17 protein-coding genes are annotated in these 20,583 nt (G+C 66.0%); 13 read left to right on the top strand and 4 right to left on the bottom strand.

The features are described from left to right. Position 1 precedes the first annotated feature (1 nt). The gene (gene doeA, locus AAGT95_RS10325) at positions 2–1,201 is read right to left on the bottom strand and encodes an ectoine hydrolase DoeA (RefSeq protein ID WP_342596420.1); all 1,200 of its coding nucleotides are present in this window, start codon (positions 1,199–1,201) and stop codon (positions 2–4) included. A gap of 196 nt (positions 1,202–1,397) precedes the next feature. Here doeA and AAGT95_RS10320 point away from each other — a divergent pair, with 196 nt between their 5' ends. From AAGT95_RS10320 to AAGT95_RS10300, 5 genes are all read left to right on the top strand, one after another. After that, on the top strand, positions 1,398–2,804 hold the full coding sequence (locus AAGT95_RS10320) for a PLP-dependent aminotransferase family protein (protein ID WP_342596419.1): 1,407 nt from the start codon (positions 1,398–1,400) through the stop codon (positions 2,802–2,804). Between the two features lie 254 nt (positions 2,805–3,058). Further along, entirely contained in the window at positions 3,059–3,988 is a 930-nt protein-coding gene (locus tag AAGT95_RS10315; RefSeq protein ID WP_342596418.1) for a glyoxylate/hydroxypyruvate reductase A, read from the top strand. Continuing rightward, positions 3,989–5,107: a hypothetical protein gene (locus AAGT95_RS10310; protein WP_342596417.1), complete on the top strand. Its 1,119-nt coding sequence runs from the start codon at positions 3,989–3,991 to the stop codon at positions 5,105–5,107. Between the two features lie 80 nt (positions 5,108–5,187). Further along, on the top strand, positions 5,188–5,907 hold the full coding sequence (locus tag AAGT95_RS10305; RefSeq protein ID WP_342596416.1) for a hypothetical protein: 720 nt from the start codon (positions 5,188–5,190) through the stop codon (positions 5,905–5,907). Between the two features lie 135 nt (positions 5,908–6,042). Then, positions 6,043–6,969: a lysine exporter LysO family protein gene (locus AAGT95_RS10300; protein WP_110602607.1), complete on the top strand. Its 927-nt coding sequence runs from the start codon at positions 6,043–6,045 to the stop codon at positions 6,967–6,969. 171 nt (positions 6,970–7,140) lie between these two features. On the opposite strand, the gene AAGT95_RS10295 is transcribed toward AAGT95_RS10300, so the two are convergent. Then, positions 7,141–8,730, bottom strand: coding sequence for a carbohydrate porin (locus tag AAGT95_RS10295; RefSeq protein ID WP_342596415.1), 1,590 nt, complete (start codon positions 8,728–8,730; stop codon positions 7,141–7,143). 467 nt (positions 8,731–9,197) lie between these two features. Here AAGT95_RS10295 and AAGT95_RS10290 point away from each other — a divergent pair, with 467 nt between their 5' ends. From AAGT95_RS10290 to AAGT95_RS10260, 7 genes are all read left to right on the top strand, one after another. Beyond that, entirely contained in the window at positions 9,198–10,463 is a 1,266-nt protein-coding gene (locus AAGT95_RS10290; RefSeq protein WP_342596414.1) for an ABC transporter substrate-binding protein, read from the top strand. A gap of 18 nt (positions 10,464–10,481) precedes the next feature. Next, positions 10,482–11,489, top strand: coding sequence for a sugar ABC transporter permease (locus AAGT95_RS10285; RefSeq protein ID WP_342596413.1), 1,008 nt, complete (start codon positions 10,482–10,484; stop codon positions 11,487–11,489). Continuing rightward, positions 11,486–12,328 (top strand): carbohydrate ABC transporter permease, encoded by an 843-nt coding sequence (locus tag AAGT95_RS10280; protein WP_342596412.1) that lies wholly within the window; start codon positions 11,486–11,488, stop codon positions 12,326–12,328. Before AAGT95_RS10285 ends, AAGT95_RS10280 begins: the two co-directional genes overlap by 4 nt. A gap of 56 nt (positions 12,329–12,384) precedes the next feature. After that, positions 12,385–13,515, top strand: coding sequence for a sn-glycerol-3-phosphate ABC transporter ATP-binding protein UgpC (locus tag AAGT95_RS10275; protein WP_342596411.1), 1,131 nt, complete (start codon positions 12,385–12,387; stop codon positions 13,513–13,515). Between the two features lie 120 nt (positions 13,516–13,635). Further along, positions 13,636–15,249, top strand: a complete 1,614-nt coding sequence (locus AAGT95_RS10270; protein WP_342596410.1) for a glycoside hydrolase family 13 protein — start codon at positions 13,636–13,638, stop codon at positions 15,247–15,249. Positions 15,250–15,392: 143 nt separating this feature from the next. Then, positions 15,393–16,430 (top strand): LacI family DNA-binding transcriptional regulator, encoded by a 1,038-nt coding sequence (locus AAGT95_RS10265; RefSeq protein ID WP_342596409.1) that lies wholly within the window; start codon positions 15,393–15,395, stop codon positions 16,428–16,430. Positions 16,431–16,617: 187 nt separating this feature from the next. Next, the gene (locus tag AAGT95_RS10260) at positions 16,618–17,625 is read left to right on the top strand and encodes a LacI family DNA-binding transcriptional regulator (protein ID WP_342596408.1); all 1,008 of its coding nucleotides are present in this window, start codon (positions 16,618–16,620) and stop codon (positions 17,623–17,625) included. A 47-nt stretch (positions 17,626–17,672) separates the two neighbouring features. On the opposite strand, the gene AAGT95_RS10255 is transcribed toward AAGT95_RS10260, so the two are convergent. Continuing rightward, positions 17,673–18,194 carry a gluconokinase gene (locus AAGT95_RS10255; protein ID WP_342596407.1) on the bottom strand — a complete coding sequence of 174 codons (522 nt, stop codon included), beginning with the start codon at positions 18,192–18,194 and terminating at the stop codon, positions 17,673–17,675. A gap of 304 nt (positions 18,195–18,498) precedes the next feature. Between AAGT95_RS10255 and AAGT95_RS10250 the strand changes: the two genes are divergently transcribed. Then, positions 18,499–19,845 carry a gluconate:H+ symporter gene (locus tag AAGT95_RS10250; protein ID WP_342596406.1) on the top strand — a complete coding sequence of 449 codons (1,347 nt, stop codon included), beginning with the start codon at positions 18,499–18,501 and terminating at the stop codon, positions 19,843–19,845. Between the two features lie 102 nt (positions 19,846–19,947). On the opposite strand, the gene AAGT95_RS10245 is transcribed toward AAGT95_RS10250, so the two are convergent. Further along, positions 19,948–20,571, bottom strand: coding sequence for a hypothetical protein (locus AAGT95_RS10245; RefSeq protein ID WP_342596405.1), 624 nt, complete (start codon positions 20,569–20,571; stop codon positions 19,948–19,950). Positions 20,572–20,583: the final 12 nt, after the last annotated feature.

The raw sequence follows: 20,583 nt of genomic DNA, 5'->3' as shown, positions 1-20,583 counted from the left end.
CTTACTTGACGAACAGCTGACGCGGGAAATGGCATAGCGGCTCGGCACCTTTCTCGGTGATCAGGATACTCTCGGTGATCTCCAGGCCCCAGTCGTCCATCCACATGCCCGGCATGAAGTGGAAGGTCATGCCGGGTTCGAGGATCGTCTCGTCGGAAGGGCGCAGACTCATGGTGCGCTCGCCCCAGTCCGGCGGGTAGCTGATACCGATCGGATAGCCGCAGCGCGCCCCGCCACGGTCGAAACCGTACTTGTCCATGGCCGCGCCCAGCGCCAGCGCGATGTCGGCGCAGCGATTGCCGGGCTTGGCCACCGCCAGCCCGTTGTCGATCCCCTCGAGCAGTGCCGACTCGCCGCGGATGAAGTCCTGCGGCGGCTTGCCGAGGAAGACGGTCCGCGATAGCGGTGCGTGGTAGCGCTTGTAGCAGCCGGCGATCTCGAAGAACGTCCCTTCGCCCTTGCGAAACGGGGTGTCGTCCCAGGTCAGATGAGGCGCGGCGGCGTCGCTGCCGGTCGGCAACAGCGGCACGATGGCGGGGTAGTCGCCGCCGTGGACCGTGCCATGCTCGTCGGTCCAGCCTTCGGTGCCGACCCGATAGATCTCCGAGACCAGCTTGCTCTTGGCCAGGCCGGGCTCGATCATCTCGATGATCCGGGTGTGCATGCACTCGACGATTCTCGCCGCCGTGCGCATGTAGGCGATCTCCTGCGGCGACTTGATCGCCCGGCACCAGTTGACCAGCGCCGTGGCATCGACCAGCCGGGCGTGTGGCAACTCCTTGAGCAGGCTGGTATAGGCCTTGCCCGAGAAGTAATAGTTGTCCATCTCCAGCCCGACATTGCCGGTGTGCCAGCCATACTCCGGCAGCACCGACTGGGCCAGATACTCCATCGGGTGCATGTCCGGATTCTGGACATAGTAATCCGGGTAGTAGCGCACCCGTTCGGCATCCATCCAGCAGGTGCGCCAGGCCCCGTTGGCATCCTGGCGCCGACCGTACCAGACCGGCTCGCCCTCCAACCCTATCAGTACGCACTGGTGAACGTAGAACGACCATCCGTCGTACCCGGTCAGCCAGCCCATGTTGGAAGGGTCGCTGACAACGAGAACATCAATTCCGCGGCTCGCCATGGAAACGCGCACTTTGTGCAAACGACTGGCGTACTCTTCACGCGAAAAAGGCAAAGAAACCTGAAACATGGAGCCACTCGACTAACGGGACCGAATTGTTGGGACCTCGGCAGTCGAGGGGATCGAGCCGAGTGTCCTGCCGCTTGCCGACCGGGTGTGAAATTGTCATGATTTACTTATCAATATTCATGACAATTATCGGTCAATGCATCAACGATGATAGTAGCATCGTCGCTCAGCGTGCCGTCAAAGGCTTTATTGCATCATGACAATCGACCTGACGCCCTTCCTCGGCGGGCACGGCCCCAAATACCTTTCCATCGCTCGCGCCCTCGCCGAGGCAGTTCGCCATGGCGTGCTCTCGCCAGGCATGCGCCTGCCGACCCATCGCGAACTCGCCGAGACGCTGGGGGTCAGCGTGCAGACCGTGTCGCGAGCTTACGAGCAGGCCGAGAAGAGCGGCCTCGTCCAGGCCCGGGTCGGCAGCGGCACCTGGATTCGCGATGCCGAGGGCGATTCCGAGAACGAATACCTGCGGGCGCCGGCCGCGGTCAGCGACGACGCCCCCATCGATCTGTCGATCGCCCATCCGGTCTGTCCGCCCTCTCACCACCGGCGCTTTCGCGAGGCGCTGGCGGAACTCGCCAGGTCCGCCCACGCCGACGTCATCGGCGCCAGCCGCCCGATCGCCGGCCTGCTGCATCAGCGCGAGCGCGCCAACGTCTGGTTGAAGGAGCGCCTCGGCGTCCCCGGCGAGACCGACGACCGACTGCTCTGCAATGGCGCCGCCCATGGGCTGATGCTGGCGATCGCCACCGTGGTCCAGCACGGCGATATCGTGTTGACCGAGGCGCTGACCGATCACGGCCTGATCGCGCTGGCGCGCACCCTCGGCTTCCAGTTGCACGGCGTGGCGATCGACGAGCAGGGCGTCATTCCTGAAGCACTGGAGGCGGCCATCGTGAGATACCGCCCGCGAGCCGTCTGCCTGACCCCGACCCAGCTCAACCCCACCGGCGCGACCATGGAGAACGCCCGTCGCGACGTCGTGGCGGAGATTCTGCTGCGTCACGACGTCTGGCTGATCGAGGACGATGTCCATGCGCTGCTGGAGCCCGCAGGCCTCACCTCCCTGACCGCCAGGCTGCCCCAGCAGAGCTTCCACGTCACCAGCCTGACCAAGGCCACCGTCCCCGGGCTGCGCGCCGGCTACCTCAGCGTGCCCCGCGGCCAGATGCACCACACCTTGCCGAGACTGCGCGCCACCAGTTGGATGGCCACCCCGCTGGTGTTCGAACTGGCGGATTACTGGCTGGCCAGCGGCATGGTCGACACGCTCGCCCACGAACAGCGCCAGCTGTTGGCGGAACGCCAGCAGCTGGCATCACGCAAGCTGGCGGGGCATGCCATCGAATCGCGCCCCAGCAGCCTGCATGTCTGGCTGATGCTGCCGGAGCCGTGGCGGGCGGAAGAGCTGCAGCAGCAGGCCCGCCAGGAAGGTGTCGCCATCACCACCGCCCAGCCGTTCCTGGTCGAGCCGTCCGCCATGCCGCGGCGTGTTCGCATCAGCCTGGGAGCCGAACCGGACCTGTCACGCCTGGCCAGCGGCCTGGACGTGCTGAGCCAGCTGCTCGGCGAAGCGCCGCCGCCGATGCTGGAGATCGCTTACTGAAGACCACGGGCTACGAGCTACGAGCTACGAGCTACGAGCTACGAGCTACGGGCTACGGGCTACGGGCTACGAGCTATGGGCTATGGGCTATGGGCTATGGGCTATGGGCTATGGGCTATGGGCTATGGGCTATGGGCTACACGAACGGTGTCAACTGGTCAGCAAACCCGCCAAGCCGCGCACGGCGGTTTCTTTCGCCACGGGCAACCTGCCATGATGACAAGACATGACCCAACAGCGACGACGGAGCCAAGATGCGAGTCCTGATCTACCATAGTGACGCCGAGCAGTGGCGCACCATCCTGCTCGAGCGCCTGCCGGACGCCGAGGTCCAGATTGCGGCGGACAGTGGCAACCCGCAGGTGGACTACCTGGTCGCCTGGAAACCGCCCGCCTCGGTCTTCGAGGAACAGAGGGCGCTCAAGGGCATCGTCAATCTCGGCGCCGGGGTCGATGCCCTGCTGCAGAACCCCGCACTCCCCCGCGAGATCCCCATCGTCAAACTGCGCGACGCCGGCATGGGCGAACTGATCGGCGACTACGCTCGCTATGGCGTACTCCATTTCCAGCGCGACTTCGACCGCTACCGACGTCAGCAAGCCAGTGCCGAGTGGCGCGAGGTGCCGGTCATCGACAAGCCCGACTGGCCGGTGGGCGTGCTGGGGCTCGGCGCCATCGGGACGCGGGTGGCGCAGATGCTTGCCGCCGACGGCTACCCCGTCCACGGCTGGAGCCGCTCACCCAAGCGGATCGAAGGCATCGCCTGTCACCATGGCGATGAGGGGCTCGACACCCTGCTGCGTCAGGTCAAGACGCTGATCACGCTGCTCCCCGACACCCCAGCCACCCGGCACATCATCAATCGCGACAACCTGGCCAAGCTCCCCGCTGGCGCCAGCCTGATCAACCCAGGTCGCGGCACGCTGATCGACGAGCCCGCCCTGCTCGACGCACTCGGTGATGGAGAGTCTGAAGGCCACCTGCGCGGCGCCCTGCTGGATGCCTTCCCCACCGAGCCGCTGGCGGCGGAGAGCCCGCTGTGGCGCCATCCGCGCATTCTGATCACCCCGCACATGGCAGGCCCCACGCCGATCGGCGCCGCCGCCGACCAGGTCGCCGACGCACTGGACGCGATGTCGAAGGGCAAGGCGGTCGAGACCATCGACCCCGAAGCGGGGTATTGAGTGGCGATCGAGCAGGGTATCTGGAAGCTGGCCAGCGGCGTGGGCGAACACCCGCAGCGGCTACGCCCCGCCGGGCTGGCCGATGAGGGGCTGCTGGAAGCGCAGATCATGCAGGACGTCTCGATTCTCAATCGGGACTGGCTGCTGATCGGCCGGCAGGTGCGCACGGCCTTCGACAAGCTGATCGACCTGCTGGCGATCGATGCCAACGGCACGGTGATCATCATCGAACTCAAGCGGGACAAGACGCCTCGCGAGGTCGTCGCCCAGACCATCGACTACGCCTCGTGGATCGCGGGCCTGGGGGACAGCGAGATCGTCGATATCTATCTCGACTTCGCCAGACGCTACTCACGCCCGCACGAGACGCTGGACGAGGCGTTCCAGGCCAAGTTCGGCATCGCGCTGTCGGACGCCTCGGTCAACGAACAGCATCAGATGGTAGTCGTCGCGACCAAGCTGGATGCCAGTACCGAGCGCATCATCACCTATCTCAACGACTACGCGCAGATTTCCATCAACGCCCTGTTCTTCGCGGCGTTCGAGGATGGCGGCAACCGCTACCTGAGTCGCGCCTGGATGATCGATCCGGACGAGAGCCAGGAGCGCGCCATCACCAAGGGCCGCAAGGAGCCCTGGAACGGCGAGTTCTACGCCTCGTTCGGTGACGACAGGCCATGGTCGCTGGCAAGACGACTGGGCTTCATCGCCGGCGGCGGCGCGACCTGGTACTCGAAGACGTTATCCATGCTTTCCGAGGGGGATCGCGTCTGGGTGAATATTCCCAAGACGGGTTATGTCGGTGTCGGCATCGTCACCGGCGAGCGCTGCCGGGCCGACGAGTACCGGTTCGAGAATGAAGGTGGAAGAACGCTGCCGGAGATCATTGACCAAGACACTGGTCTCTCGCACGAGTCGTATCCGCATCTTTTTCAAACCGGGTTCGATGAAGAGGAGGCGGAGTATCTCGTGCCCGTGCGCTGGATTCATACGGTAGCGAGGAACGATGCGTTCAGCGAGGTGGGGTTGTTCGGTAACCAGAACACCGTCTGCAAGCCGACGACGCCGAAGTGGCAACACACGGTAGAGCGGCTCGGCAGAGTGTGGCCCGTCGCCTGATCCAGCCTGATGATCGGGAACACCGGCGGCGGCTCGGCGTCTGAGAGGGATAGATCGCCGATTCGCTTCCGAGGATGTTCATGTCACACCGAATTTCGACTCTCAAGGCCCTTGCCGCTCTGCTCCTGACGACCGTCAGCTCCTTGGCACTGGCGGCACCGACGCCGTTCACCGCCCACTACCGGCTCGACATCAGCGGCTGGCCGGATGCGACGATCACCCACCAGCTCTCGCACCGGGGCAATGACGTGCAAACCGGCGATGTCTGGGAGAGCGACATGCGAGCCAGCATCAAGGTCGCCAGTGGCGAGGAGCGCGGCCGATTTCAGCTCGATGGCGACCGCGTGCAGGCGCTGGATTACACCAGTTCGTACTCGCTCGTGGGGATTGGCGATAAATACCATCTGAACCGGGCCCAGTTGCAGGCGTTGCCGGACCGCCAGACCGCACTTTTCGATCTTTCACGCAAGGCGCCGGATGCCCGCTGCGCCAGCACTCAGGTCTCGCCCTGCCAGCTCGACTACCAGAATCACAAGGGCAAGACGGAGATGCTCTACTACCGGGTGATCGACCGTAGCGACATCCAGACCCCCGCCGGCACGTTCCCGGGCGTTACCGTGGACACCTGGGACCCCGATAAACGAGGCCGACATCTCTACCTGACCTTTCACCGCGAGATCCCCGGCCTGCTGCTCGGGATGCGCTACGTGCGCGACGACGAGGAACGCAGCCATCTCACGCTCACGGATCTGACGCTCGCCCCGTCGAACTCGGCCTCGGCGAGCACTTCCGGCGGATAATCGGCCGGCCGTTCTTCCCTCCTCGGCACACATCCTCTAGAGTTCGTTGCCAATCACGGACGCCGATTCATCGGCGTCCGTTTTTTTCGTGCCGCGTCATTGCCGGTGACTCATGGGTTCGCTTCGGGAGGGATCATGCTGCTGGGGTTATTGTGGATACTGCTGCCGTTGATCGTCGGCTACCTGATCCCCGTTCGCCACGCCGGGGTTCGTCAGGCCATCGATCGCGGCGTCAGCGCCTCGGTCTACGTGATCCTGCTGCTGATGGGTATCAGTCTGGGCGGGCTGGAGAACCTGCTGGGGCAGTTGTCCCGCATCGGGTCCACGGCGTTGGTGCTGTTCCTGGTGATCTCGCCGCTCAATCTGCTCGCCCTGTGGTGGCTGTCGCGGCGGCCAATGGCACGGGTCGAGCGCATCGCCGGCGACGATGCCGCGCCACTCGGCAAGTGGCAGGCGATGAAGGGCTCGGTGCTGCTGTGCGCCGTGGTCGCCGGTGGCGTACTGCTCGGCGCGGGCATGCGCCTGCTCGGCTGGCACCCGGCGGCCCAGGCCGAGACCCTGGCTACCTGGACGCTCTACGTTCTGCTCGGCCTGATCGGCTGCCAGCTGCGCAATTCGGGGCTGGGGCTGCGCCAGATTCTGCTCAATCGACTAGGCCTGGCGATCGCGACGACCGTATTCGTGAGTTCGATGCTGGCGGGGCTGATCGCGGCACCGCTGCTCCAGTTACCCTGGAACGAGGGGATGGCGATGGCGGCGGGGTTTGGCTGGTATTCGCTCTCCGGCATTCTGATCGGCGACCAGCTCGGACCGGTGCTCGGCGGCGCCGCCTTCTTCAACGATCTGGCCCGGGAGCTTCTGGCCTTTCTGCTGGTGCCACTGTTCATCCGCGGCGCGGTGCCGCTGGCGATCGGCTACAGCGGCGCCACGGCGATGGACTTCACCCTGCCGGTGATCCAGAAGCACGGCGGCATCGCCTGCGTGCCAGTGGCCATCGTCAGCGGCTTTCTGCTCTCGCTGCTCTCACCGCCGCTGATCCTGCTGCTGCTCTCCTTCACCTGACCCCGCGCCGCCTGTCACCTATCAACGCCGCCTGTCACCTATCAGCGCCACCCGGCACGTAGGCGCCTGAAAGGCGCCACCCCGCCGATCACGATCGATGGGGTGGCGGGTCACACGGCCCGCCGCTGACGGCGGGCTCGAGCCAGGTCGGCTCCCAGCCTAGACTTTGTTCTAGAACCACGCCTCCATCTGCGTGCCAAAGGTCCACTGCCCGCCGGTGAAGTTGTCCTTGCCCAGGGCATCGTCACCCGCGAATTTATTGAGCTCGCTGTCCCAGTCGCTGTAGCTGGCGAATACGCGGATCTCCGGACGCTGCCAGAAGCCGCCCACCTGGGGCTTGAAGGTCGGCGCCAGGGTAAAGCGGGTGTAGCCCCCCTCCACCGCATTGCGGCCCTTGTAACCCTTGGGGTCGAGATCCATCCACTGGTAGCTGGCTTCGTACTGCATCTCGAAGTTCTGGGTCAGCTCGTTGGCGAAGCGCAGGTTGAAAGTGGCCCAGTCGTAGCTGTCGCCGTTGGCGTAGCGGTCGTCGCTGGTCTGGGCCAGCATCGCCGGGGCCAGGCGCCAGCTCGGCGCCACGTAGGTGGTGCCGTAGAGCGCCAGCCGCGTGGTCTTGGCGTCTTTGGTCAGGTTGCCGTCGGAGCCCAGCGACTTGACCTCCGCCCCCAGCCCTTCGCCGTGAAGCAGTGCGGCGACGGTGTTGCCGTCGCTGACCCCGAAGAAGCTGTCACCGTGGTAGGCGAGCATGCTATGGAAACCGTGGTCGGCCGCCTTGGCGCGGCTGCCGGTGTCGCGATCATCGTTATCGTTGGCGGAGAGGCCGCTGAGCATCCACTGGAACGGGCCGACGTAGTTGTTGGTAGAGAGGATCAGGGCGTCGGTGCTGCCGGTCAGATCCGGGTTGTCGCTGGTGACCACGGAGAAGTCGCTGAAGCTGCGCCCGTAGAGCGTCAGGTTGGTACTCCAGTCGTCGGTGACCGCCACGTCGTAGACACCGGCGCCGGTACCGGCGAGGAAGATGACGTCACTGTCGAGCCAGTGGATATCGAAGTTATTGCGATCGAAACGCTTGCCGGCCCAGACCTTGGCGTTCTCGAAGGGACCGGTGAAGCTGGGCAGATCGCTGAACTCGACGAACGCCTGGCGCACGTTGAGCTGCGACTCGTCGGCGGTCCAGTCGTTGCTGGTGGTGGTGCTGTCCGCCAGCATGATGCGGTAGAGCGACTTGGCACCGTTGTCGAAGGTCTGGTGGTAGCTGAGCACGGTCTCGACGTAGGTGTCCGGCTCGTTGCCCAGACGCCCCACCGCGCCACCGGTGGCCCCCGCCGGGGTCAGGTAGGGGCCGCCGGGGGCGCTCTTGCCATCATCACCGAGCAGCAGCCCGGAGCGCGCGTAGACGCTCAACGACAGGCCGTCGTCACCCTGCTCGGCCGCCTCGGCGCTGCGGTTCTCGGTCTGGCTCTCGACCGCGGCGAGACGCGTATCGAGCGACTGATCCTCGAGCGAATCGAGTTTCTGCTCGGCCCGGTTGGCGCGCTGTTCGGCGGTGGCCGCGCGCTGCTCGGCCGCCGCCACCCTGGCTTCGAGCGCCGCCAGGCGCGCTTCCAGGCTCTGGTTCGACTGTGCCTGCGCCGAGGAGACGGCGCCCAGTGAGGCCAGCGCCACACCGATGGCGAGCCCGGTCTTGCGAAACCCCGGTGTCGCCCAGCGCGGGCGGCATAGCCGAGAACCTTCGATCACATCGATCGCTGATCTGGACATGACATGCTCCTGTTGTGGTTGTTGTCGTCCCCTTGCCCGCCGGACGCCCCGTCGCCTGCGCGGCAGGGCGTCGCCATCCCCCGATCCAACCCCGAGTCCCCTGCCCTGACCACGGGATGGCGGTGTCAGCGAGCCGTGACGCAAGGCGGAACTTAAACGTTTAAGAACCGGCTGAAAATATCGACGAAAGGCGCTTTGACCAAGGTCTAACGCCCTCGTCCCGGGGCATCACGAGCGCTCGGCGCGCTTTTGCACTCAGCCCTCGCCAACGCCCCTTTACAACCAAAGTCCGGGTTGAGCGGGCGCAAACAAGTGGCATAACTTGGCCGAGAACTTAAACGATTAAGATCGCGTCTGGATTGCCGCAGACCAAGGCGAGCCGCATCCAACCGCGACCCTCGGGCGCACGGCGATGACCACCGACGAGATCGCCCACAACAACAACCGGCACTCCCCAGGAGCCCAGGATGAAAACACGTTCTCTGCTAATGCTGGCGACCACGCTGATCGTCGCGGGCCAGGTCCAGGCCGCCGATCTCACCATCTCCTGCGGCGCGGTCGGCGCCGAGCTTAAGCTGTGCAAGGAGGGCGTCGCGCGCTGGGAAGCCCAGAGCGGCCACAGCGTCGAGGTGGTCTCGACCCCTAACTCTGCCACCGAGCGGCTGTCGCTCTATCAGCAGATTCTCAACGCGCGCTCCGGTGACATCGACGTGTTCCAGATCGACGTGGTGTGGCCGGGCATGCTCGCGCCGCATCTGGTCGACCTCAACGAGTACCTGCCCAAGGGCACCACTGACGACTTCTTCGACGCCATCGTCGACAACAACACCGTCGATGGCCGGCTGGTGGCGATGCCGTGGTTCACCGATGCCGGGGTGCTCTACTACCGCAAGGATCTGCTCGAGAAATATGGCCTGGCGGTGCCCACCACCTGGGAGCAGCTGACCGCAGCGGCGCGTACCGTCCAGACCGGCGAGCGCCAGGCCGGGCACAAGGATTTCTGGGGCTTCGTGTTCCAGGGGCGCGCCTACGAGGGGCTGACGGTGGACGCCCTGGAGTGGATCGCCAGCTATCCCGGTGGCGGCACCATCGTCGACGATGCCGGCGACATCACCGTCGACAATCCGCAGGCGATCAAGGCGCTGACCCTGGCGGCGAGCTGGATCGGCGATATCTCGCCCAAGGGAGTGCTCAACTACACCGAGGAGGAGTCCCGCGGGGTGTTCCAGTCGGGCAATGCGCTGTTCATGCGCAACTGGCCCTACGCCTGGGATCTGGTGCAGTCCGAGCAGAGCGATATCCGCGACAAGGTCGGCGTGGTGGCACTGCCCGCCGGTGGCGCCGATGGCCACAGCGCGGCCGTGCTCGGCGGCTGGAACCTGGCAGTCTCGCGCTACAGCGAGCACCCGCAGATGGCCGCCGATCTGGTCGCCTTTCTGACCTCGCCCGCAGAGCAGAAGCGCCGCGCCATCGAAGGCTCCTACAACCCGACCCTGCCGGCACTCTACAAGGACAAGGAGGTGCTCGCCGCGGTGCCCTTCTTCGGCACCCTCTACACCACCTTCACCTCGGCGATTCCACGCCCCGCGGCGGTGACCGGCGACAAGTATCCACGGGTCTCCAACGCCTTCTTCAACACCGTGCATGAAGTGCTCTCCGGCAAGGTCGGCGCGGCCCAGGGTCTGGCATCACTGCAGAGCGAACTCGAGCGCATCAAGCGGCGCCGCTGGTAAGCGGCCGGGAGGCAATCCATGGCAACTCGGCAACCCACGCTGGCGCAGACATCGGCTGCCCAGAATCCGGGCGGCGCGGTGGACGCCACGCAGCCGGCACGGCCGCGCCGCGAACGCGGCACCCGGGTACGCCGGCGCCGGGTACGCGCGGCCTGGCTGTTCCTGACCCCGATGCTGATCGGCCTGGCGCTGGTCGCCGGCTGGCCGCTGGCGCGCACCTTCTGGTTCAGCGTCACCGATGCCAGCCTGTCGAGCCTCGAGGGCGCCAACTTCATCGGGTTCGAGAACTATCTGGTCCATGACAACGGCTGGTACGGCATTCTCGCCGACCCGCTGTGGTGGCAGTCGGTGTGGAACACGCTCTACTTCGCGCTGGTCTCGGTGTCGCTGGAGGCGGTGCTGGGGGTGATCGTGGCGCTGGTGCTCAACGCCCACTTCCGCGGCCGCACCCTGGTGCGCGCGGCGATGCTGATCCCGTGGGCGATCCCCACCGTGGTCTCGGCCAAGATCTGGGCGTGGATGCTCAACGACCAGTTCGGGATCATCAATCATCTGCTGATGACTCTGGGGCTGATCGACGCACCTCTGTCCTGGACCGCCGACGCCAGTCTGTCGATGTGGGCGGTGATCATGGTCGACGTGTGGAAGGCGACCCCCTTCGTCGCCCTGCTGGTGCTGGCGGCGCTGCAGATGCTGCCCTCGGACTGCTATGAAGCGGCCAAGGTCGATGGCATCCATCCGTTGCGGGTGTTCTTCCGCGTCACCCTGCCGCTGATCACCCCGGCCCTGCTGGTGGCGGTGATCTTCCGCGCCCTGGATGCGCTGCGCGTGTTCGACGTCATCTACGTGCTGACCTCCAACGCCGCCTCGACCATGACGATGTCGATCTACGCCCGCCAGCAGCTGGTGGAGTTCCAGGATGTGGGCTACGGCAGTGCCGCCTCGACGCTGTTGTTCATGATCATCGCGCTGGTCACGGTGGTCTATCTCTATCTCGGACGCCGCCAGCTGGGAGGTGGGTCATGACGCTGCGCAGACTGAAGGGCATCGCGCTGACAATCGGCTTCTGGCTGCTGGTGGCGGTGCTGGTGCTCTATGCCATCTTCCCCTTCTACTACGCCATCGTGACCTCGCTGAAGCCGTCGAGCCAGCTGTTCGAGGTGAGCTACTGGGTCGATAGTCTGGACTTCTCCAACTATGTCACGGTGCTGTCGCAGCCGACCTTCCTGGCCGCGATCCGCAACTCGGTGATCGTCGCCCTCAGCGTGGTGCTCATCGCCCTGCTGCTGGGCCTGACCGCGGCCTGGGCGCTGGGCCGGGTGCGCTTTCGCGGGCGTACCACGGTGATGATGATCGTGCTGGGGGTGTCGATGTTCCCCCAGGTGGCGGTGCTCTCGGGGCTGTTCGAGGTGATCCGTACGCTCGATCTCTACAACTCCCCCGGCGGGCTGATCTTGAGCTACACCATCTTCACCCTGCCGTTCACGGTGTGGATCCTGACCACCTTCATGCGCCAGCTCCCCGACGAACTCGAGGAGGCGGCGATCGTCGACGGCGCCTCCCCCTGGGTGACCCTGACCAAGGTGTTCATGCCGCTGTTGTGGCCGGCCATGGCCACCACCGGTCTGCTGGCCTTCATCGCGGCGTGGAACGAGTTCCTGTTCGCCCTGACCTTCACCCTGACCGACTCGCAGCGCACGGTACCGGTGGCGATCGCGCTGATCTCCGGCGGCAGCCAGTACGAGCTGCCGTGGGGTCCGATCATGGCCGCCTCGGTGATCGTCACCGTGCCGCTGGTGGTGCTGGTGGTGATCTTCCAGCGGCGTATCGTCTCCGGGCTCACCGCCGGTGCCGTCAAGGGCTGAACGCCTCTGAGGCTTTGCGCCACTACCGCTTTCCCCGTTCTCGGGTAGGAGAAACTATGGCTGGTCTGACGCTCGAACGAGTCAACAAGCGCTTCGGCAGCACCCAAGTGATCGACGACGTCTCGATGCAGATCGACGATGGCGAGTTCATCGTCTTCGTCGGCCCCTCGGGCTGCGGCAAGTCGACCCTGCTGCGCCTGATCGCCGGGCTCGAATCGATCACCCACGGCGACCTGATGATCGACGACCAACGGGTCAACAATCTGACGCCGCCGGAGCGCGGCATCGGCATGGTGTTCCAGTCCTATGCGCTCTATCCGCATATGAGCGTCTACGACAACATCGCCTTCGGCCTGAAGCTGGCCAAGCAGGAGAAGCAGACGGTGGACGAACGGGCCCGCCACACGGCCAAGCTCCTGCAGCTCGACGGCCTGCTGGAGCGCCTGCCCAAGGCGCTCTCCGGCGGCCAGCGCCAGCGCGTGGCGATCGGCCGGGCGATGGCCCGCGAGCCCAAGATCCTGCTCTTCGACGAGCCGCTCTCCAACCTCGACGCGGCGCTGCGGGTGCAGACCCGCAACGAGATCGCCAGGCTCCACGAGCGCCTGGGTTCGACCATGATCTACGTCACCCACGACCAGGTCGAGGCGATGACCCTGGCCGACCGCATCGTGGTGCTCAACGCCGGCCATGTGGAGCAGATCGGCACCCCGCGCGAGCTCTACGAACGCCCCGCGTCACGCTTCGTCGCCGGCTTCATCGGCTCGCCCAAGATGAACTTCATCGCGGTCGCCGCCGAGGCCGACGCCGAGCACGGCTGCCGCGTGGAGATTCCGGCCGTCGGCCAGCGCACCCTGCCGCTGGCCTTCAGCGCCGGCAGCGGCAGTGCCAACGAGGCGACCCTGGGCGTGCGCCCGGAGCATCTGATTCCCACCCCCAGCGAGCACGGCGAGGGGCTGGAGATCGTCAATGTCGAGTATCTCGGCAGCGAGGCCTACCTCTATCTGGAACGCGACGACGGCGAGCTGCTGGTGTGCCGCAGCCAGGCGCCCAGCCCGTTCCGGCGCGGCCAGCGGGTGACGCTCGACTTCGATCCGCTTCACGCTCATCTGTTCGACTGCGACGGCCGCGCGGTGCCGCCGTACGAACGCCACGCCGCACCCGCCGCCGCGCAGGGAGCCGCCTCATGAGCGGGGCCCACGCCAGTCGACATCGGCGGCCAGTCGGTCCACGCCCAGACAACCTGCGAACGGCTGGGACTGGCGCGCCACCCCCGAGCCCCTGATTCGCCTTGTGACGAGGAATTCTGCATGACCCAGCCGCAGTGGTGGCGCGACGCCGTCATCTATCAGATCTATCCGCGCAGCTTCATGGACGCCAACGGCGACGGCATGGGCGATCTCGCCGGTGTCAGCGCACGCCTCGACTATCTCGCCGCGCTGGGGATCGATGCGCTATGGCTATCGCCGTTCTACCGCTCGCCCCAGGCCGATGCCGGCTACGACGTCGCCGACTACTGCGACGTCGACCCGCTGTTCGGCACCCTCGACGACTTCGACCGCCTGCTGGCCGGTGCCCACGAGCGCGGCATGCGAGTGATCGTCGACCTGGTGCCCAATCACAGCTCCAGCGAACACGTCTGGTTCCAGGAGGCGCTGGCCAGCCCGCCGGGCAGCCCGGCACGGGCGCGCTATCTCTTTCGCGACGGGCGTGGCGAGCAGGGCGAACTGCCGCCCAACAACTGGCAGAGCATCTTCGGCGGCGCGGCCTGGACCCGGGTCGCAGACGGCCAGTGGTATCTGCACATGTTCGACACTGCCCAGCCCGACTTCGACTGGCAGAACCCGGAGGTGGGCGACGAGTTCGAGCGCGTGCTGCGCTTCTGGCTCGCCCGCGGGGTCGACGGCTTCCGCGTCGACGTGGCCCACGGCATGATCAAGCAGCCGGGCCTGCCGGACTGGGACGGCGAGCAGGTGATGGTCGAAGGCGGCAACCGTGGGCCGATGTGGGACCAGGAGGGCGTGCACGACATCTATCGCCGCTGGCACCGAATCCTGGCGGAGTACGGCGACGACCGCATGATGGTCGCCGAGGCCTGGCTCAAGCCGGAGCGGGTGGCGCGCTACATTCGCCCCGACGAGATGCAGCAGGCGTTCAACTTCGATTACCTGATCGCCCACTGGGATGCCGCGGCGCTGCGCACCGTCATCGACCGCTCGCTCGCCGTCACCGGCGCGGTCGGCGCCACCACCACCTGGGTGATGTCCAACCACGACGGCGTGCGCCATGCCTCGCGCCTGGGGCTGTCGAATCCCGGCGTGCGGCCGCAGAAGATCGGCATCGGTGACGAGCAGCCCGACGAGGCGCTGGGCCTGCGCCGGGCGCGGGCGATCATCATGCTGACCCTGGCGCTGCCCGGCTCCGCCTACCTCTACCAGGGCGAGGAGCTGGGCCTGCCGGATCACACCAGCATGCCCGACCGCTACCGCCAGGACCCGGGCTTCTTCCGCCCCGGCGGTGAGGATGGCGGCCGCGACGGCTGTCGGGTGCCGTTGCCTTGGCGCGCCGACGCCCCGGCCTTCGGCTTCAACGACAGCGGCGAGCGCTGGCTGCCACAGCCGGACAACTACGTCGACTACGCCGTCGACCGTCAGCTCGATCAGCCGGATTCGACGCTCAGCCTATATCAGCGGTTGCTCAAACTGCGCCGCGACCATAACCTTGGCCAGGGCGAACTGGCGTGGGCAGCTAGCCCGCGTGAGGATGTGCTGGTGCTGACCAACGGCGACGTTCGGGTGGTGCTCAACCTGGGCGATACGCCGATCGCCCTGCCGGCGGCCCCGCTGCTCGCCCAGAGCCAGCCCGATGCGGTGAGCGAGGCGACGCTGGCCGGCAATGCGGCGGTATGGCTGAGCGCCACCTAGGCAAAGCCCAAGGCGGGATGGCGGCCGGCGTCCTGGCCGCCATCCGATTCCCGACGAGGAGACTCACCTATGCTTCCGGCCACGGCCATCCGTGCACGGCGCCAGCAGCGCGCGACACGGCATCCCATCCCCCGCGTGCGACCGTGAGCCCGACCAAGCGCATGACGCTGAAGACGGTGGCTGCACGTCTCGGCGTCTCCGCCGCCACCGTCTCCAACGCCTTCAATCGCCCCGACCAGCTCTCCCAGGCCCGGCGCGAGGAGATTCTCGCCGCCGCCGCGGCGCTCGGCTACCACGGCCCCGACTCCCGCGGGCGCATGCTGCGCACCGGCCGTTCCGGCATCATCGCCATGCTGCTGGCGGAAAATCTCTTCTACAGCCTGAGCGACAGCGTCGCCAGCGAGCTGATCGCCGGTGTCGCCGCACAGTTGGACCAGCACGGCCACTCGCTGATGCTGCTGCCGGGACGCCTGGAGCAGAGCGGCGGCGGTGTCGACATGGCCGACGGGGTCATCGTCTACGGCCTGCACGGCGCCTCCTCGCGCATCCTCGACCTGATCGCGGGTCGCCCCGCGGTGGCCATCGACATCGATCTACCGGGTATCCCTGCGGTGCATGTCGACAACTATCCGGCCAGCCTCGCACTGGCCCGTCATGCCCTGCGCCATCCGCCGCAGCGAGTCGCCATCGTCGGGCTGCGCCTGACCCAGTCCCACGTGGGCCAGATCGGCCTGGAGGCGCTGCTGTCGGCCGACCTCACCGTCACCCGGCGGCGCCTCGACGGGATCTTCAAGGCGCTGACGGAGGCCGCCATCGATCCCGACAGCGTGGCACTGTGGAACGTCGACCAGAACACCTACGAAGGCTGCGTGCCGGTGGTCGCCGCGCTGCTCGACCAGCCCGCGGCGTCACGTCCGGACCTGCTCATCTGTCTCTCCGATCGTGTCGCCCTGACCGCCATCGACCTGGCCGAGCGGCGCGGGCTGCGGGTGCCGGAGGATCTGCGCATCACCGGCTTCGACGGCATCGCCGAAGGCCAGCGGCGGCGCCCACGACTGACCACGGTACGCCAGGACAGCACCACCAAGGGCCGGCTGGCGGCGGCCATGCTGCTCGACCTAGAACCGCGCCGCTCGCGCACCCTGGAGACCGAGCTGCTGATCGGCGATAGCGCCCCTTGAGCACGGGCTCGACCCCACCTCCGGCAATCCGACCGGCTACAACCATGGCCGCACAGCCAGCGCCAGGGCAGCGTGCTAGTCTGCTCGAAAGTTACCGCTAACCATCATCATCATCGGACCCGCCTCGGGCGCGATATCCCTATCGATCGCCAGCGTCGGGCGCCGCTGCCGCGCTGGGGAGATCGTCATGCCGCGCCGCGCTTCGGGACGCGTCACGCTTCAGGATATCGCCGATCGGGTCGGGGTCACCAAGATCACCGTCTCGCGCGCCCTGCGCGAGCCGCAGCGGGTCTCGCTACCGCTGCGCCAGCGTATCGAGGCGGCGATCGCCGAGCTCGGCTATATCCCCAATCACGCCGCCGGGGCGCTGGCCAGCGGCCGCAGTCACAGTGTCGCGCTGCTGATCCCGTCACTCTCCAACGCGGTATTCTCGGATATCCAGCGCGGCATCGAGGAGGGGCTGCGCGCCGCCGGCTATCAGCTGCTGATCGGCCATACCGGCTACTCGATCCTCGAGGAGGAGCGCCTGATCGACACCTATCTGGGCTATGGGGTGGATGGCCTGGTACTGTCGGGGACTCGACATACAGAGCATGCCGAGCGGCTGCTGCGACGGGCCGGTGTGCCGGTGGTGGAGACGCTGGAGCTGACCGAGACGCCGCTGGACATCAATGTCGGGCTCGACCAGCACGAGGCCGGCATGGCGATGACACAGGCGTTTCTCGACCGCGGATATCGGAGGATCGGCTTTCTCGGCGCGCGCATGGACTATCGCGCGCAGCTGCGGATGGCGGGCTGGGAGGCGGCACTGCGCGCCGCCGGTCTCTCCACCGAGTCCTGCCTGACCACGCCGCAGCCGTCGAGCTATCGCCTCGGCGGCGAGATGCTGGGCTCGATGCTGGAACGCTGGCCAGCGCTGGAGGCGGTGTTCTGCTGCAATGACGACCTCGCCGCCGGCGCGCTGTTCGAGTGCCAGCGCCGGCGCCTGGCGGTGCCCGATGCCCTCGCCCTGGCCGGCTTCAACGGTCTCGATATCGTGGAGGCGACCGCCCCGCCGCTGGCGACGGTGGTGACACCGCGGCGACGCATCGGGGATATCATCGCCGTGCGCCTGCTGGCGCGCCTTCGGGGTGCCCCGCGACAACCGACCAGCGAAAACCTGGGATTCGAGGTACGCGTTGGCGGGAGCCTGTGACCGGCGCCCCGATGGCGATGATTCCCTTCCAGGCGAGGGCGGGTCTCTCAGCGCCCGCCGGCAAGCGGTCGCTTCTCGAGTTTCAGCACCGCCTCGTTGACCACCTGCTCGATCGTGCCGGCGATATCGACGGTGACCGCCTCGTCCTCGCCGGGCGCCTCGAGGGTCGCCAACTGGCTGTCCAGCATCGCCTCGCCCTTGAAGAAGTGATCGCGGCGCGACTGGATGCGCTGCAGCAGCAGCTCGCGGCTTCCGGCGAGATGCACGAAGGTCAGATCTTCATCGCCCTGGCGCAGCGTATCGCGATAGCGCTTCTTGAGCGCAGAGCAGCCGATGACCAGCGTCTCGTCCTTGGTCCTGGCCTCGGCCAGAAACGCCGCCAGTCGCTGCAGCCAACCGGCCCGATCCTCGTCGTTGAGGGGTTCGCCATGCGACATCTTGGCGACGCTTTCCGGCGAATGGTAGTCGTCTCCGTCGAGGAAGCGCCCTCCCAGCGCGGTTGCCAGCCGCTGCCCGACTTCGGTCTTGCCGCAGCTGGATACGCCCATTACGACGATGCGCCGATTCATCTTTGCGTCCATGACGTTGCCTTCCGATTGGTACCAGCGGGGTTGCTACGCAGGTAGCGACTATATCGGTAATCGATACCTGTGTGACTGGTACGGGTGTGATTGGTGCCGTGCGCGCTCGCCGGCCTGCCAATGGCCTATCCCGATTGGATAGAAGTTGTCTCTACACCTTTAGGCGCATTGTTGGGACCGATCTGTTACCGGTAACATCCATTTTCGCCAACTCCACCGCGAAGCACAACGCCACCATTGGCGTATACCCGGCCTCCGACGCCGCGTGCTTTCACCAAGGAATGTCGTCGACATGGATAGCCCAACTTCTCTCATACTCGCCGCGCTGGGCAGCATCATCGTGCTGCTTTATCTGGTCATGAAGCTGCGCCTGCACGCCTTTGTCGCGCTGCTCGTCGTCAGTGGTCTGGTCGGGCTGGCCACCGGCATGAACGTCGACCAACTGCTGGATACGGTCGAGAAAGGCATGGGCGGCACGCTCGGCTTCGTCGCCACCGTGGTGGGCCTGGGCGCGATGTTCGGCAAGATGCTGGAGGTCTCCGGCGGGGTCGATCGCCTGGCCAGCACGCTGCTCGACAAGTTCGGCGAGAACCGCTCGCAGTGGGCGATGGGGGTCACCGGTTTCCTCGTCGCGATTCCGGTATTCCTCGATGTCGCCTTCATCATCCTGGTGCCGTTGATCTATGCCCTCACCCGCCGCACCGGGCGCTCGCTGCTCTACTACGGCATTCCGCTCCTCGCTGGGCTCGCGGTCACTCACTCGTTCATTCCGCCGACACCGGGCCCGATCGCGGTGGCCAAGCTGATCGGAGCCGATCTCGGCTACGTGATCCTGTTCGGGGCGATCTGCGGCCTGCCGGCCATGATCATTGCTGGGCCGCTGTTCGGGCGCTGGATCGCCAAGCGCATCGACGCCCAGATCCCGGATTACATGGAGCTGCCGAAAAACGATGTCGATACCGCCGGCCTGCCCAGCTTCAAGCTGATCCTGTCGATCATTCTGCTGCCGCTGGCGCTGATCGTGCTCAACACCGTCTCCGGCGTGATCCTGCCGGCGGACAGCCCGGTACTGGCCGCGCTGACCTTTCTCGGCCACCCGTTCGTGGCCCTCACCCTGGCTACCCTGCTCGCCTTCACCCTGCTGGGAACGCGTCGCGGCATGACACGGGAACAGGTGATGGAGGTCGCCACCAAGGCCCTGGAACCGGCCGGCATCATCATTCTGGTCACCGGTGCGGGCGGCGTATTCAAGCAGGTGCTGATCGATTCTGGCGTCGGTGAAGTGATGGGCAACATCATGGCCGAGAGCGCGCTGCCGCCGATTCTGCTGGCGTTTTTGATCTCCACCGCGGTGCGGGTGATCCAGGGTTCGGCCACCGTCGCGATGATCACCGCCGCCGGCCTGATGGCCCCGGTGATCACCACGCTGAATCTCGATGGCCCGGTGCTCGGTCTGCTGGTCATCGCGATCGCTTCCGGCGCCACGGTACTGAGCCACGTCAACGACTCCGGTTTCTGGCTGGTCAACCGCTACTTCGGTCTGACCGAGGCGCAGACGCTCAAGAGCTGGACGGTGATGGAGACGATCATCGGTCTGACCGGGCTGATCATGGCGCTGATCGTGGGGCTGTTCGTCTAGACCGGAACCACCACGTCAAACGCCCGCGGCGAGTGATCGCCGCGGGCGTTTTTATATGAATGCTGATAACCAAGGACGACAACAGCAGCCAAACCAATCAGATCAGTAGTCGCTGCAACGCGCCCGCTCCCTGGCCACCGCCAGAGCTGCGGTCGCCCCCATTGGGCGCTTTAGCTTTTGGGGCAATAGCCCTCCCGCCGAAGGATCCCGCTTTCTATCGACATAACCGCGCCGCAACAGTCGCGCGATAGCTTGGTTATGAAGGCGCGGCTCGAGAATGTCGGAGACGCGAGAAACGAATTCACGCTGCAACTCCCAAAGCACACGGGCCTCTCCCGCGTGGTCTTCAAGCTCGGCTTCCAACAAACGAACCGACGCAACCAAAGGATCCAGCGCAGAGTGTCTGTCACCACGGTATGCGGGGGGCTTTTCGACACCATGCTTATCGGCATTCTGATTCGGGAGATAGAGCCTACCAATGTCGATCAACGCAGATAGGCTCTGAGCATGGCTAATATCGATTCGCGTAGTACCAGTGCTATTGGCTAGCGCATAACGAGCTGCAGTCAGCGCCTTTACGACGTCACCCGACCACGCACGCAATTCCTGAGTCCAGACCGCCAAACCCAGCTCGGACCGACGACCGAGCCGATAACTCACGCTGACTGCCAGTATCGATATGACTAGACCCAATGCGCCTATCCAACTGGACGATTCCATCTCCATCTATGTCCCCTA

Source organism: Salinicola lusitanus, from assembly GCF_038648475.1.
GTDB classification, from domain to species: Bacteria; Pseudomonadota; Gammaproteobacteria; order Pseudomonadales; family Halomonadaceae; genus Salinicola; species Salinicola lusitanus.
The sequence above is the reverse complement of the archived record's forward strand: the minus strand, read 5'-3'. Positions and strand labels throughout refer to the sequence as shown.

Bases quoted from the DNA above. Each gene is read 5' to 3' on its own strand.
- AAGT95_RS10270 (WP_342596410.1), top strand. From the start codon at position 13,636: ATGACCCAGCCGCAGTGGTGGCGCGACGCCGTCATCTATCAGATCTAT.
- AAGT95_RS10290 (WP_342596414.1), top strand. From the start codon at position 9,198: ATGAAAACACGTTCTCTGCTAATGCTGGCGACCACGCTGATCGTCGCG.
- AAGT95_RS10260 (WP_342596408.1), top strand. From the start codon at position 16,618: ATGCCGCGCCGCGCTTCGGGACGCGTCACGCTTCAGGATATCGCCGAT.
- AAGT95_RS10315 (WP_342596418.1), top strand. From the start codon at position 3,059: ATGCGAGTCCTGATCTACCATAGTGACGCCGAGCAGTGGCGCACCATC.
- AAGT95_RS10255 (WP_342596407.1), bottom strand. From the start codon at position 18,194: ATGAATCGGCGCATCGTCGTAATGGGCGTATCCAGCTGCGGCAAGACC.
- AAGT95_RS10250 (WP_342596406.1), top strand. From the start codon at position 18,499: ATGGATAGCCCAACTTCTCTCATACTCGCCGCGCTGGGCAGCATCATC.
- AAGT95_RS10285 (WP_342596413.1), top strand. From the start codon at position 10,482: ATGGCAACTCGGCAACCCACGCTGGCGCAGACATCGGCTGCCCAGAAT.
- AAGT95_RS10275 (WP_342596411.1), top strand. From the start codon at position 12,385: ATGGCTGGTCTGACGCTCGAACGAGTCAACAAGCGCTTCGGCAGCACC.
- AAGT95_RS10300 (WP_110602607.1), top strand. From the start codon at position 6,043: ATGCTGCTGGGGTTATTGTGGATACTGCTGCCGTTGATCGTCGGCTAC.
- AAGT95_RS10320 (WP_342596419.1), top strand. From the start codon at position 1,398: ATGACAATCGACCTGACGCCCTTCCTCGGCGGGCACGGCCCCAAATAC.
- AAGT95_RS10245 (WP_342596405.1), bottom strand. From the start codon at position 20,571: ATGGAGATGGAATCGTCCAGTTGGATAGGCGCATTGGGTCTAGTCATA.
- doeA (WP_342596420.1), bottom strand. From the start codon at position 1,201: ATGTTTCAGGTTTCTTTGCCTTTTTCGCGTGAAGAGTACGCCAGTCGT.
- AAGT95_RS10280 (WP_342596412.1), top strand. From the start codon at position 11,486: ATGACGCTGCGCAGACTGAAGGGCATCGCGCTGACAATCGGCTTCTGG.
- AAGT95_RS10295 (WP_342596415.1), bottom strand. From the start codon at position 8,730: ATGTCCAGATCAGCGATCGATGTGATCGAAGGTTCTCGGCTATGCCGC.
- AAGT95_RS10305 (WP_342596416.1), top strand. From the start codon at position 5,188: ATGTCACACCGAATTTCGACTCTCAAGGCCCTTGCCGCTCTGCTCCTG.